Source organism: Oerskovia turbata, from assembly GCF_000718325.1.
Classification (GTDB): Bacteria; Actinomycetota; Actinomycetes; order Actinomycetales; family Cellulomonadaceae; genus Oerskovia; species Oerskovia turbata.
Window position 1 is genome coordinate 19,678 of the sequence record NZ_JOFV01000010.1, and the last position, 14,030, is coordinate 33,707.

Annotated in this window: 12 protein-coding genes; 7 read left to right on the forward strand and 5 right to left on the reverse strand. The window is 71.8% G+C overall.

What is annotated here, in order from left to right:
- Positions 1–106 precede the first annotated feature (106 nt).
- The 5 genes from IE95_RS0112010 (at position 107) to IE95_RS0112030 (ending at position 8,145) form a co-directional block, all read left to right on the forward strand.
- Entirely contained in the window at positions 107–2,602 is a 2,496-nt protein-coding gene (locus IE95_RS0112010; protein ID WP_030151872.1) for a phosphoketolase family protein, read from the forward strand.
- Positions 2,599–4,803 carry a phosphate acetyltransferase gene (pta, locus tag IE95_RS0112015; protein ID WP_036571958.1) on the forward strand — a complete coding sequence of 735 codons (2,205 nt, stop codon included), beginning with the start codon at positions 2,599–2,601 and terminating at the stop codon, positions 4,801–4,803. Before IE95_RS0112010 ends, pta begins: the two co-directional genes overlap by 4 nt.
- Complete coding sequence (locus IE95_RS0112020; RefSeq protein ID WP_084690201.1) at positions 4,800–6,173, forward strand: acetate/propionate family kinase; 1,374 nt, start codon at positions 4,800–4,802, stop codon at positions 6,171–6,173. The genes pta and IE95_RS0112020 overlap by 4 nt, the downstream gene beginning before the upstream one ends.
- Before the next feature lie 110 nt (positions 6,174–6,283).
- The gene (locus tag IE95_RS0112025) at positions 6,284–7,300 is read left to right on the forward strand and encodes a DUF4031 domain-containing protein (protein WP_030151875.1); all 1,017 of its coding nucleotides are present in this window, start codon (positions 6,284–6,286) and stop codon (positions 7,298–7,300) included.
- Positions 7,301–7,323: 23 nt separating this feature from the next.
- Positions 7,324–8,145 (forward strand): SanA/YdcF family protein, encoded by an 822-nt coding sequence (locus IE95_RS0112030; RefSeq protein ID WP_084690202.1) that lies wholly within the window; start codon positions 7,324–7,326, stop codon positions 8,143–8,145.
- Here the strand turns inward: IE95_RS0112030 and IE95_RS0112035 are convergent.
- Positions 8,120–9,745, reverse strand: coding sequence for a succinic semialdehyde dehydrogenase (locus IE95_RS0112035; protein ID WP_030151877.1), 1,626 nt, complete (start codon positions 9,743–9,745; stop codon positions 8,120–8,122). The genes IE95_RS0112030 and IE95_RS0112035 overlap by 26 nt on opposite strands.
- Before the next feature lie 75 nt (positions 9,746–9,820).
- Complete coding sequence (locus IE95_RS0112040) at positions 9,821–10,435, reverse strand: TetR family transcriptional regulator (RefSeq protein WP_030151878.1); 615 nt, start codon at positions 10,433–10,435, stop codon at positions 9,821–9,823.
- A 95-nt stretch (positions 10,436–10,530) separates the two neighbouring features.
- On the opposite strand from IE95_RS0112040, the gene IE95_RS0112045 reads away from it, so the two are divergent.
- On the forward strand, positions 10,531–11,292 hold the full coding sequence (locus IE95_RS0112045; RefSeq protein WP_030151879.1) for an SDR family NAD(P)-dependent oxidoreductase: 762 nt from the start codon (positions 10,531–10,533) through the stop codon (positions 11,290–11,292).
- A gap of 40 nt (positions 11,293–11,332) precedes the next feature.
- Here IE95_RS0112045 and IE95_RS0112050 read toward each other — a convergent pair whose 3' ends face one another.
- From IE95_RS0112050 to IE95_RS21265, 3 genes are read right to left on the reverse strand one after another with little or no spacing between them, the layout of a single operon-like run.
- A complete protein-coding gene (locus IE95_RS0112050) occupies positions 11,333–11,893 on the reverse strand; it encodes a GNAT family acetyltransferase (RefSeq protein WP_338068427.1) in 561 nt (186 codons plus the stop codon).
- A 32-nt stretch (positions 11,894–11,925) separates the two neighbouring features.
- A complete protein-coding gene (locus tag IE95_RS0112055; protein WP_030151881.1) occupies positions 11,926–13,050 on the reverse strand; it encodes a GuaB3 family IMP dehydrogenase-related protein in 1,125 nt (374 codons plus the stop codon).
- Positions 13,047–13,175, reverse strand: coding sequence for a hypothetical protein (locus tag IE95_RS21265; RefSeq protein ID WP_276319038.1), 129 nt, complete (start codon positions 13,173–13,175; stop codon positions 13,047–13,049). The genes IE95_RS0112055 and IE95_RS21265 overlap by 4 nt, the downstream gene beginning before the upstream one ends.
- Before the next feature lie 84 nt (positions 13,176–13,259).
- Between IE95_RS21265 and IE95_RS0112065 the strand changes: the two genes are divergently transcribed.
- A complete protein-coding gene (locus IE95_RS0112065) occupies positions 13,260–13,958 on the forward strand; it encodes an exonuclease domain-containing protein (protein ID WP_030151882.1) in 699 nt (232 codons plus the stop codon).
- Positions 13,959–14,030: the final 72 nt, after the last annotated feature.

Below are 14,030 nucleotides of genomic sequence, written 5' to 3' on the forward strand. Positions count from 1 at the left end.
CGGCCGACGCACCTCACATCCCGTGGGGCCGTCGAAACCATGCGTCGCCCCCATCGATGAGGTTGTATGAAGGTGCCACCATCCCCCGTGACATCTGGAGCGTGCGATGACCACGTCGACCTCGCGTCCGACAGCAGGAACCCCTTGGCGATCCGCCGAGGTCGCCCCCCTCTCCGAGGAGACGCTCGCGCGCGTCGACGGGTGGTGGCGGGCCGCGAACTACTTGTCGGTGGGTCAGATCTACCTGCTGTCGAACCCGCTGCTGCGCGAGCCGCTCACCCGGGACGACGTCAAGCCGCGCCTCCTCGGCCACTGGGGCACGACGCCCGGCCTGAACTTCCTCTACGCGCACCTGAACCGTGCGATCGTCGAGCGCGAGCAGTCGACGATCTACGTGACGGGCCCCGGGCACGGCGGTCCTGGCCTGGTCGCGAACTCGTACCTCGAGGGGACGTACTCGGAGGTCTACTCCGACGTCACCCAGGACACCGAGGGCCTGCGCCGGTTGTTCCGCCAGTTCTCGTTCCCCGGCGGGATCCCCTCGCACGTCGCCCCGGAGACGCCCGGATCGATCCATGAGGGCGGTGAGCTCGGCTATGCGCTCTCGCACGCGTACGGCGCCGCGTTCGACAACCCGGACCTGCTGGTCGCCGCGGTCGTGGGTGACGGCGAGGCCGAGACCGGCCCGCTGGCCACGAGCTGGCACTCGAACAAGTTCGTCAACCCGGTCAACGACGGTGTGGTCCTGCCGATCCTGCACCTCAACGGGTACAAGATCGCGAACCCGACGATCCTCGCGCGCATCAGCGACGACGAGCTGCGCGACCTCATGATCGGCTACGGCCACACCCCGTACTTCTTCACGGGCGGGTTCGACGGCGAGGACCACTACGAGGTGCACCGCCGGTTCGGGGTCCTGCTCGACGAGGTCCTCAACCACATCGCGCGGATCAAGGCCGAGGCCGCGGCGGGCAACGACGAGCGCCCGGCCTGGCCCATGATCGTCTTCCGCACCCCCAAGGGGTGGACGGGCCCCACGTCGATCGACGGCAAGAAGACCGAGGACTCCTGGCGTTCGCACCAGGTGCCGCTCGCGAGCGCGCGCGACACCCCCGAGCACCTGCAGGACCTCAAGGACTGGCTCGACTCGTACCGCGTCCACGAGCTGTTCGACGACGAGGGCCGCCTCGACGCGGACGTCGCGCGGCTCGCGCCGCCCGGGACGCTGCGCATGAGCGACAACCCGCACACCAACGGCGGCCTGCTGCTCAAGGACCTGCGCCTGCCCGACTTCCGCGACTACGCGGTCGAGGTCAGCGCGCCCGGCGGGGGCATGTCGGAGGCGACGAGGGTCCTGGGCCGGTGGCTCACGGACGTCGTGCGCCTCAACCCGGACAACTTCCGGATCTTCGGCCCCGACGAGACCGCGTCGAACCGCCTGCAGGCCGTCTACGAGGTCACGGACAAGCAGTGGAACGCGGACTTCTTCGGGCCCGACGTCGACGAGCACCTCGCGCGTGCGGGTCGCGTCATGGAGATGCTGTCCGAGCACCAGTGCCAGGGGTGGCTCGAGGGCTACCTGCTGACGGGGCGGCACGGGCTGTTCTCGTGCTACGAGGCGTTCATCCACATCATCGACTCGATGTTCAACCAGCACGCCAAGTGGCTCAAGATCACGAACGACATCCCGTGGCGCCGCCCGATCGCGAGCCTCAACTACCTGCTCTCGAGCCACGTGTGGCGTCAGGACCACAACGGCTTCAGCCACCAGGACCCGGGCTTCATCGACCACGTCGTGAACAAGAAGGCCGAGATCGTCCGCGTCTACCTGCCGCCGGACGCCAACACCCTGCTCTCGACCTACGACCACGTGCTGCGCTCGCGCCAGTACGTCAACGTCGTCGTCGCGGGCAAGCAGCCGGCGCCGAACTTCCTCACCATGGACCAGGCGGTCGCGCACTGCACCCGGGGCCTGGGCATCTGGGAGTGGGCCGGCACCGAGGTGCCGGGCGAGGACCCCGACGTGGTGCTCGGCTGTGCCGGGGACGTCCCCACGCTCGAGACCCTGGCCGCGGCCGACCTGCTGCGTCAGCACCTGCCCGAGCTCAAGGTGCGCGTCGTGAACGTCGTGGACCTCATGCGGCTGCAGGACGAGAAGGAGCACCCGCACGGGCTCTCCGACCGTGACTTCGACACGCTCTTCACCACGGACAAGCCCGTGGTCTTCGCGTACCACGGGTACCCGTGGCTCATCCACCGCCTGACCTACCGCCGGAACGGGCACGAGAACATCCACGTGCGCGGCTACAAGGAGGAGGGAACGACCACCACGCCGTTCGACATGGTCATGCTCAACGACCTCGACCGGTTCCACCTGGTGATCGACGTCATCGACCGTGTGCCGTCGCTGGGGTCGAGGGCGGCCGGTCTGCGCCAGAAGATGGTGGACGCCCGCCTCGAAGCACGGCAGTACACGAGAGAGCACGGCGAGGACATCCCCTCGGTCCGTGACTGGGTGTGGCCCGACGCGGGCGACACCGCGACAGAAGGGAGCGGCCCGTCGTACGACGCGGCCGCCGCTACCGGAGGCGACAACGAGTGACCAGCACCGCCCGATCCATCTACCTCGCCTCACCTGAGGGCGAGACGGGGAAGTCCACGATCGCGCTGGGCGTCCTCGACCTGCTGACCCGTCGGGTCCAGCGGGTCGGGGTCTTCCGGCCCGTGACGAGGACCGCCCCGAGCTCCGTCGCGTGGGCCACGGCCCCTGCCGACGGGGCCGGTACCGCCGCCCCCGGCTCTGCGGACCGCGACTACGTGCTCGAGCTGCTGCTCGCGCACGACGGCGTCGACCTCACCTACGAGGAGGCCATGGGCGTCACGTACGACGACGTCCACGCCGACCCCGAGGCGGCTCTCGCCCAGATCGTCGCCCGCTACCACGACGTCGCCACGCAGTGCGACTTCGTGGTGATCGTCGGCACGGACTACACCGACGTCGCAGGCCCGACCGAGCTCGCGTTCAACGCCCGCATCGCCGCCAACCTGGGCGCCCCGGTGCTCCTGGTCGTCTCGGGCCGCGACCGCACGCCCGAGGCCATCGCGAACCTCACCGAGGTCAGCGTCAACGAGCTCCGCTCGAACCACGCCCAGCCCATCGCGGTCGTCGCGAACCGGTGCCGCCCCGAGAGCATCGACCAGGTGCGCGCGCAGCTCTCGACGATCACGCCCGAGGGTCAGGGCCCCCACGCGGCGTCGGGCTCGCTGCCCGGGTGGGCCATCCCGGAGGATCCGTTCCTCAACGCGCCGACCGTGGCCGCGATCATGGAGGCCGTGGGGGGTCGGCTCGCGCTCGGCGACCCCGAGCTGCTGGGCCGCGAGGTCCTCGACCTGCTCGTGGGGGCCATGTCGCTCGAGCACCTGCTCGAGAAGCTCGTCGACGGCGCAGTGGTCATCACGCCGGGTGACCGCAGCGACATCCTCATCGGTCTGCTCGCCGCGCACCAGGCGCGCAACTTCCCGTCGCTCGCGGGCATCGTCCTCAACGGCGGCTTCTACCCGACGGACTCGACCGGCCGTCTGGTCGAGGCTCTCGACCCGAGCCTGCCGATCATCCGCACCGACCTCGGGACGTTCCGCTCGGCGAGCGCCGCGTCGCGCGTGCGCGGCCGGGTGTCCAAGGAGTCGCAGCGCAAGGTCGACACGGCGCTCGCGCTGTTCGAGCAGAACGTCGACGGCGCCGCGCTCATCGCGGGACTCGACGTCCCGCGACCCGAGGTCGTCACGCCGCTCATGTTCGAGTACGAGCTGCTCTCGCGGGCCCGCGCGGACCGCAAGAACATCGTGCTGCCCGAGGGCGACGACGACCGCATCCTGCGCGCGGCCTCGACCCTGCTGGGCCGTCAGGTCGCCGACCTGACGATCCTGGGCGACGAGCAGTCGATCCGTGCCCGGGCGACCGAGCTGGGCCTCGACATCGACGCCGCGACCGTGATCGACCCGCACGACCCGGAGCTCGTCCAGCGATTCGCCGAGGAGTACACGCGGCTGCGCGCGCACAAGGGCATGACGGTCGAGCGCGCGCGGGAGATCGTCCCGGACGTGTCCTACTTCGGGACGATGATGGTCCACCTGGGTCTGGCCGACGGCATGGTCTCGGGCGCGCGTCACACGACCGCGCACACCATCAAGCCGTCGTTCGAGATCATCAAGACGATGCCGGGGGTGTCCGTCGTGTCGTCGGTCTTCCTCATGTGTCTCGAGGACCGTGTCCTGGTCTACGGCGACTGCGCCGTGAACCCGGACCCCACCGACACCCAGCTCGCCGACATCGCGATCTCGTCGGCGGCGACGGCGCTCCAGTTCGGTGTCGACCAGCGGGTCGCGATGCTGTCCTACTCGACCGGTGAGTCCGGCTCGGGCGTCGACGTCGACAAGGTGCGTTCCGCGACCGAGATCGTGCGCAGCCGTCGCCCCGACCTGTTCGTCGAGGGGCCCATCCAGTACGACGCCGCGGTCGACGCGTCCGTGGCGGCGTCGAAGATGCCGGTCTCGGACGTCGCGGGCAAGGCGACCGTCTTCATCTTCCCCGACCTCAACACGGGCAACAACACCTACAAGGCGGTGCAGCGCTCGGCGGGCGCGATCGCGGTGGGACCCGTCCTCCAGGGCCTCAACAAGCCCGTGAACGACCTCTCGCGCGGTGCCCTGGTCCAGGACATCGTCAACACCGTGGCCATCACGGCCATCCAGGCACAGGCGGGCTCGTCCGGCGAGCCCGGCACGAACGGAGCACCCGCATGACCGTCCTCCCGGAGCACGAGCGCTCGAACCCGTACTCGGCGTACGGCGCGCACGGTTCGGTCCTCGTGATGAACTCGGGCTCGTCCTCGCTCAAGTACCAGCTCGTCAACCCGGTCGGTGGTGAGGCCATCGCCGCGGGCACCATCGAGCGCATCGGCGAGTCGAACGGCGTCATCAAGCATCGTTTCGCGGGTAACACGACGACCCGTGAGGAGCCGGTCGCGGACCATGCCGAGGCGCTGCGCATCGCGCTGTCGCTGTTCGACGAGGTCGGTCCGCGGCTCGCCGACGCCAACGTGTACGCGGTGGGTCACCGTGTGGTCCACGGTGGGGCGCAGTTCTCCCGCCCGGTCCTGGTGAACGACGAGGTCGAGCAGCAGATCCTCGACCTGGCTCCGCTCGCGCCGCTGCACAACCCGGCGAACGTCACGGGTATCTCGGTCGCCCGCGAGCTCCTGCCCGACGTGCCGCACGTCGCGGTGTTCGACACGGCGTTCTTCTCGTCGCTGCCCGAGGCGGCCTCGACCTACGCGCTCGAGAAGGAGACCGCGAAGAAGTACGGCGTGCGCCGTTACGGCTTCCACGGCACGAGCCACCACTACGTGTCGGGCAAGGTCGCGCGTGTCCTGGGCCGCCGCCTGCAGGACCTCAACATCATCGTGCTGCACCTCGGCAACGGCGCGTCGGCATCGGCCGTGCGCGGCGGCGTCGCGGTCGACACGTCGATGGGCCTGACCCCGCTCGAGGGCCTGGTCATGGGGACCCGCACCGGGGACATCGACCCCGCCGTCGTCTTCCACCTCGCTCGCAACGCGAACATGTCGATCGACGAGCTCGACGACCTGTTCAACAAGCGCTCGGGCATCAAGGGTCTCGCGGGCGAGAACGACTTCCGTGCGCTGCACGACCTCATCGCCGCGGGGAACGAGGACGCGAAGCTCGCGCTCGACGTGTACCTCCACCGGCTGCGCAAGTACATCGGCGCGTACATGGCCGTGCTGGGACGCATCGACGTCATCGCGTTCACGGCAGGTGTGGGCGAGAACGACGACATCGTGCGCGCCCAGGTCGTCGAGGGGCTCGCGGGCCTCGGGATCGCGGTGGACCCCGAGCGGAACGCCGTCCGCAGCAAGGAGCCGCGCGTCATCTCGCCCGACTGGACGAGCACGCTGGTCATGGTCGTGCCGACCATGGAGGAGCTCGCGATCGCCCGCCTGAGCGTGGAGATCGTCGAGGAGACCGAGAAGGCGGGGAAGCCCGTGACGTTCCCGCCGGCCGCATCGGCAGGATCGACTTCCGAGCCGTCCGCGCCGGCCGCGCAGCCTGAGTCGGCCGCGCAGCCCGAGCCGGAAGCGTCTCAGGAGTCCTGACCGCCCCACCGCCGTCGTCGCGCACCCGGGCACGGCGCGACGGCACGTGCGCGGGCACGGCACTGCCTGCGCACGACCCGAGCCACGCCTCGACCCTCTATGGTCGAGGCGTGGCTCTTCTCATCGACCCGCCGACCTGGCCGGCCCACGGGACCTCCTGGTCCCACCTCGTCTCGGACTCCTCGCTCGACGAGCTGCACGTCTTCGCGGAGCGGCTGGGGCTGGGTCGGCGCGCGTTCGACCTCGACCACTACGACGTCCCGGCCGAGCGTCACGCCGACTGCGTCGCCGCGGGGGCCCAGGACGTGTCGGGGCGCGAGCTCATCGTGCGGCTGCGGGCCTCGGGGCTGCGCGTCCCGGCCCGCGAGCGGGGAGCGGCCAAGGCCGCCGCACTGCTGGCGCGCTGGGACGCGGCCCTGCCGGGGCTTCCGGGGGCACGCGAGGTGGGAGAAGACCTGGTCGCCCGCTGGCACGAGCCGCACCGCGCCTACCACGGGCCTGCGCACCTGGTCCACGTGCTCGACTCCCTCGCGGTCCTGGAGGGCCGCTCGCCGGGCGTGCCCTCCCCGGGCGAGCCTGCGCCGTCGGGCAGGTCGCTGCGTGCGCAGCTCGCGCTGTGGTTCCACGACGCGGTCCACGAGGGCGTCGCCGGGCAGGACGAGGAGGCCTCGGCCACGCTCGCGGTCGCACGCCTGTCACCGCTCGTCCCCGGCCCGACGACGTCGCTCACCGAGGACCGGTCCCCCGCCCCGGGCAGGGTGCACCTCACGCACGACGACGTCGCGGAGGTCGCGCGACTCGTGCGGCTCACGGCGACGCACGACCCGGACCCCGACGACGCGGCAGGCGCGCTCGTGTCCGACGCGGACCTCGCGGTCCTCGGCAGCGCGCCCGACCGGTACGCGCGCTACGTGCGCCAGGTGCGCGCCGAGTACGCGCACGTGCCTGACGAGCAGTTCGTGGCAGGTCGTGCCGCCGTCCTCGAGCAGCTGCTCGCGCTCCCCTCGCTCTTCCGGACCCCGCTGGGTCGCGACCGCTGGCAGGAGCGCGCCGAGCACAACCTGCGGACCGAGCTCGCGAGCCTCACCGCGCGCGGCCTCGTGCCCGGCGGCGACCCGCGCCGGTAGCGTCAGCCAGTAGGCTCGCCCGCATGAACGAGCAGGGGACCGACCGGGCCGCGCCCCCGGGGACAGCGCACGGTGCGGCGGGACCGGGGGACGCCTCCACGGAGCGTCCCGGGAGCCTCCCGTCGGAACGGGTCCGTCGGCCCGGACCGTCCTGGCTGCGCGTCCGCCGCGGACGCGCCGCGCTCATCGGGGCCGCTGCGCTGGTCCTCGTGGTCGCGGCGCCCGTGGCGTGGGTCCAGGTGAGCGGGCAGCTGCGCGTGCACCCCGGCGTCGAGGACGTGCCCGCACGCCCGGTGGCCCTCGTCCTCGGCGCGGGCCTGCGCCCCGACGGCTCGCCGTCGACGTACCTCGCACGGCGCCTCGACGCGGCACGAGAGCTGTACGAGCGCGGCACGGTCGAGGTGATCCTCGTGAGCGGTGACAACTCGCGCGAGGACTACGACGAGCCGACCGCGATGCTCGACTGGCTCGTCGGGCACGGGGTCCCCGCGGAGCGCGTCGTGCGCGACTTCGCGGGCTTCGACACCCACGACACGTGCGTGCGGGCCCGTGAGGTCTTCGGGGTCACCGACGCCGTGGTCCTCACGCAGGACTACCACCTGCCCCGGGCGTTGTTCTCGTGCGCGCAAGCGGGGATCGACGCCGTCGGTGTCGGCGTGTCCGCGGAGAGCGTCGAGCCCGCCAAGGCCCTGATGTACCGCGTGCGCGAGGCACCCGCCTCGCTCAAGGCCGCCTGGGACGCCGTGACCGGCCGGGAGCCCGCGCACCTGGGCACGCGTGAGACGGCGGTCACGGACGTCCTGGACCCGCTCTCGGCCGCTACGGCAGGCGCAGCCTCTTCATGACCGCGAAAGCCGTCGTGAGCAGGCGGCTCGCACGGTCGGCGGGCTGCGCGTAGAGGGTGTCGAAGCTCAGTCCGTGCGAGACCCCGCGCTGGACCGCGATCGTCTGCGCCTCGGTGAGCGCCTCGATCCCCTCGCGGCCGTGCCGGCGCCCCTGACCCGAGCTCTTGAACCCGCCCATCGGGGCGGCGACCGACCCGAACGCCGACGCGTACCCGTCGTTGACGTTGACGGCACCGGCCTCGACCTGTGCCGCGAGGCGACGTCCACGGGCCGTGTCCTGCGTCCAGATGCTCGCGCTGAGACCGTACTCGGAGTCGTTCATGGCACGGATCGCCGCCGCGTCGTCGGGCACCCGGGTCACCGAGACGACCGGGCCGAACGTCTCCTCGCGCGCGCACACCGCGGTGGGTGGCACGTGGTCGAGGACCGTGGGCGCGTAGAAGAAGGGGCCGATGTCCGCGCGGTGCACACCGCCCGCGAGCACGCGAGCGCCCTGGGACAGCGCGTCGTCGACGTGCGCGACCACGCGGTCGAGCTGCGCCTGGGAGGTGAGCGAGCCCATGTCCACCGAGTAGTCGAGCCCGGTGCCGAGCCTCAGCTCGCGAACGAGCGGGACGAACGCGTCGAGGAACTCCTCGGCGACGTCCTCGTGCAGGATCAGGCGCTCGACCGACACGCAGAGCTGACCGCTGTTGGCGAAGCATGCACGCACCGCACCCTGGGCCGCCGACGGCACGTGCGCGTCCGCTGCGACGTACAGCGGGTTCTTGCCGCCCAGCTCGAGCGTGGTCCCGATGAGCCGCTCCCCGGCCTGCGCGGCGACCTTGCGGCCCGTCGCGGTCGAGCCCGTGAACGCGATGTGGTCGACGAGTCCCGTCAGGGCCGCGCCGATCTCTCCGCCACCTGCCACGACGAGCAGCAGGTCGCCGGGCAGCCCGGCCTCCTCGAGGACCTCCGCGGCCCACAGGGCCGTGAGCGTGGTCTGGGGGTCCGGCTTGATCACGACGGCGTTGCCCGCGACGAGGGCCGGCAGGGCTTCGGCGAGGGCCAGCGTGAGGGGGTAGTTCCAGGGTGCGATGGCGCCGACGACCCCGACGGGGCGGCGGTGCACGCTCGCGCGGGTCAGGACGGGCAGCATCCCGCCCACGCGACGTTCGCCGAGGTAGTGCGCGGCCCGCATGCCGTAGTGGCGCGTGACCTGGGCGACGTCGCCGACCTCCTCGAACGCGCTGCGGCGCGACTTGCCCGTCTCCATCTGGAGCAGGTCCAGGATCTCGGCCTGCCGTTCGAGGACCAGGTCGTGGAAGCGCAGGAGCACCGCGGCACGCTCGGCGACCGTGGTGTGCGCCCAGGAACGCTGGGCGCGGCGCGCACGCTCGACCGCGGCCTCGACGTCCTCGGGAGACGACAGGGGGATCGACGCGAGCGGCGCCCCCGTGAACGGGAGGACCGAGCGGTGCTCGCCCGCCGTGTGGGAGGTGACGACGCGGGCCACGAGGGGAGCGACGACGTCGGGCTCCAGGACGTACGTCGCGGAGGGGTGCTCCGGGTCCAGGAGGCCGTCGATGGCGGCGCTGCCGTCCGATGTTTCGCTTGCCATGCGTGACAGGTTACGCGGCGGTACCCCCGGGCAGAACATCCTTCACACAATCCCCTGCGGTCGGGCTCGGCCCGGTCAGCCCTGCGCCGCCCAGGTGCGCGCTCCGTCGAGGAGGTGCGCGAGGGCGTCGTCGACGACGTGGGCCGGGTCCCGCTCGGCAGCGGCCTCGGCCCACCAGAGGAGGGCCGCGAAGTTCGCGGCCGAGCATGCCGCGGCGAGCGACCGCGCCCGCAGCGACGGCTGGGGTCCGCCCTCGGCGCGGGCCAGGAAGGACTCGACGAGCGCGGCCGAGGTCCCGATGCGCGAGGTGCCCCAGGCGAGCAGCTCGTCGTCCGACCCGATGAGCCGCAGCCGCTGACGGGTGATCTCGAGGGCGTCGGCGGGGAAGGTCGAGGACGCGACGAACGCGGTGCGCACGACGTCGAGCGCCTCGGCCAGGCTCGTCGGGCTGCTCGCGCCAAGCACCTCGGTGATCGCGTCGCGCGCCTCCCCCGAGCCGCCCCAGACCATCGCGGCCTTCGAGGGGAAGAGGCGGAAGAGGGTCCGCCGCCCGACGCCGCACGCGCTCGCGACGTCGTCCATCGTGACGTTCCCGAACCCTTGCTCGGTGAACAGGCGCAGGGCCGTGGCTGCGACGTGCGCAGGGTCGACCGTGGCGGGACGTCCCCGGCGTGCGGGTGTCTGCGACATCACATCTCCTCGCGAGACAAATTTATGACACTGAGTGTTAGAAAGATAGCAGGAGCCGAACCCCGGCACCTCGACCCGGCGGAAGGACCCCCATCATGAGCACGTCGACCATCCCGAACCGCTTCACCGGCGCGACCGTCGTCGTCACCGGCGCAGGCTCCGGCATCGGCAAGGCCACCGCGACCCGCCTCCTCGCCGAGGGCGCCCGCGTCATCGCGAGCGACCTCGACGCCGACCGCCTCGCCACGCTCGTCGCCGAGAGCGGCGAAGCCCCCCTCCTGACCATCGTCGGCGACGTGTCCGACGACGCCGTGATCGCACAGATCGTCGAGGCCGGCGAAGGACGCATCACCGGCCTCGTCAACAACGCCGGGATCATGGACTCGTTCGTCCCCACGGCCGAGATCGACGACGCCCTGTGGGAGCGCGTCATGCGGATCAACGTGACCGCACCCATGAAGCTCATGCGCGCCGTCCTGCCCGCGATGGTCGAGGCCGGTCACGGCCGGATCGTCAACGTCGCGAGCGAGGCCAGCATCCGCGCCGGCGCCTCGGGCACCCCCTACGCGACCTCGAAGCACGCGGTCGTGGGCCTGACCAAGAGCACCGCGCTCTTCTACGGCCCCGCAGGCGTGCGCGTCAACGCCGTGGCGCCGGGCGCCGTCGCGACCAACATCGAGGCGTCGTTCCGCTCCGAGCTCGGCGCCCAGCGACTCGGGCCGATCATGCAGGCGACCGTGCCCGCCCCCGCGACCGCCGAGCAGCTCGCGGCCTCGATCACCTGGTTGCTCTCGGAGGACTCGGCGAACGTGAACGGCGTGCTCCTTCTGTCGGACGGCGGCTGGTCGACCATCTGACGCCCCCTCCCGGGCCCGGCGTCTCGTCGGGCCCGGCGTCTCAGGCGAGGTCGCGGCCGAGGACGGTGCACTCGGTGTCGACGTACCCGAGCCGCTCGTAGAAGCCCAGGACCTTCGTGTTGGTCGTGCGCACCATGAGGCGCACCTTGCGCACACCCTGCGACGCGAGCCACGCCTCCGCGGCGACCACCGCGTCGCGGCCGAGCCCCCTACCCTGCAGGTCGGGCGCCACCGCGACGTAGTAGACCCAGCCGCGGTGCCCGTCGAACCCGGCCATCGCGGTCGCGACGACGGCGCCCGCCCCGCCCGCCGAAGCGTCCGGGGTGCCGTCGTGCGCGACGAGGATCGTCGAGGACGGAGCCGTCCGGGCATCAGCGACATCGAGATGGGGGTCGTTCCACGGCCGTACGAGGCCGCACGCCTCCCAGAGGGCGACGACCTGCTCGACGTCGTCGTCCGTGATCTCGCGGAAGTCGACACCGCCCGCACGCAACGGCCCGACGGCGCCGTCACGCACCGGCACGACCGCGCCCTCGGGGGCGGCCTGCGCGGGGCCGGGCTCGCCCCCGACAGGCGCACCCGCGCCGAGGGCGTTCGTCAACCCGACCCCGTCGCGGATGCGGCCCGGAGGCATCAGCGCGGCTGGTAGGGCGAGACGACGACCTCGACGCGCTGGAACTCCTTGAGGTCCGAGTAGCCCGTCGTGGCCATCGCACGCTTGAGCGCACCCACGAGGTTGAGCGTGCCGTCGGCCTGGCGGCCCGGGCCGAACAGGATCTCGTCGAGCGAGCCCGCCGTGCCGACGCTCACGCGCTCGCCACGGGGAAGCTGCGGGTGGTGGGCCTCGGAGCCCCAGTGCCACCCCTTGCCCGGAGCCTCCGTCGCACGCGCCAGCGCGGCACCGAGCATCACGGCGTCCGCACCGCACGCCACGGCCTTGACCAGGTCGCCCGAACGCCCCACGCCGCCGTCGGCGATGACGTGCACGTAGCGGCCGCCCGACTCGTCCAGGTAGTCCCGACGCGCGGCCGCGACATCGGCGACGGCCGTCGCCATGGGCGCGTGGATGCCGAGGCTCACTCGCGTCGTGTGCGCCGCGCCGCCGCCGAAGCCGACGAGGACGCCCGCAGCGCCCGTGCGCATCAGGTGCAGGGCCGCGGTGTACGTCGAAGCGCCACCCACGATGACCGGGACGTCGAGCTCGTAGATGAAGCGCTTGAGGTTGAGCGGCTCCGCGTTGCCCGACACGTGCTCGGCCGAGACCGTGGTGCCGCGGATGACGAACAGGTCGACCCCGGCGTCCACGACAGTCTTGTAGAACTCCTGCGTGCGCTGCGGCGACAGGGCGCCCGCGACCGTGACGCCCGACTCCCGGATCTCCTTGAGGCGCTGGGTGATCAGCTCGGCCTTGATCGGCTCGGCGTACACCTCCTGCATGCGACGCGTCGCGCTCGCGGCGTCGAGCGTCGCGATCTCCGCGAGGATCGGCTCCGGGTTCTCGTACCGCGTCCACAGGCCCTCGAGGTCCAGCACGCCCAGGCCGCCCGCGTTGCCCAGGGCGACCGCGGTCGCCGGGCTCATCACGGAGTCCATGGGGGCCGCCAGGATCGGCAGGTCGAAGTGGTAGGCGTCGATCTGCCACCCCACCGACACGTCCTCCGGGTCACGCGTACGCCGGGAAGGGACCACGGCGATGTCGTCGAAGGAGAAGGCGCGCCGTCCGCGCTTGCCACGACCGATCTCGATCTCGTTGCTCACCCGACGAGGATACCGGCCTCTGGCGCGGGCACGTCCTCGCACGCCACGCGGTGGACCACGACGTCCCGGCAGCACCACCCGTCGGTGCTGTCGGTGCTGTCGGTGCTGTCAGTGGCCGCTGGCATGCTCACCAGCAGAGACCAGGGACGGTCGTGAACGGCGAGGACCGCCGGGCCACCACCCACAGGACGACTGCAAGGAGCACGACGATGAGCTGGACGACCGGACCGCTGCTGGGCTTCGACACCGAGACCACCGGGGTCGACGTCACGAACGACCGCATCGTGACCGCGGCGCTCGTGCGGCGCGTCCCGGGGCGGAGCACCGAGGTCCGGACCTGGCTCGTCGATCCCGGTGTGCCCATCCCCGCGGAGGCGGCCGCGATCCACGGTATCTCGACCGAGCACGCGGTCACGCACGGGGTGGCCCCTGGACCGGCCCTCGAGGAGATCGCGTCGCTCATCGCCGCGGACCTCGCGATCGGCGTGCCGGTCGTCGCGTTCAACGCGGCGTTCGACCTGTCGCTGCTCGACGCAGAGCTCGCACGCCACGCGCTGCCGACCCTGGGTGAACGGCTGGGAGGCGAGGTCACGCCCGTGATCGACCCGCTCGTGCTCGACCGCTCGCTCGACCGCTTCCGCAAGGGCAAGCGCAAGCTCGGCGACCTGTGCGCGCACTACGGTGTGACCGACGGCGGCAACCTCCACACCGCCGACGTCGACGTGCTCGCGACGCTCGACGTGCTCGAGGCCATGACCCGGGTCTTCCCCGAGCTCGCCGAGCAGGACCTCGGCTCGCTGCACCGTCACCAGATCACGGCCCACAGGGCCTGGGCGGAGAACTTCAACACGTGGCGTGCCGGGCAGGGATACGTCGGCGCAGGGGCCAGCACCGCGTGGCCGTCCTGAGCCACGGCCTACGGACCACGAAAACCTCATAGAACATATGGGCCGCTCGTGATGATCCCGTGAAGTCCCGCC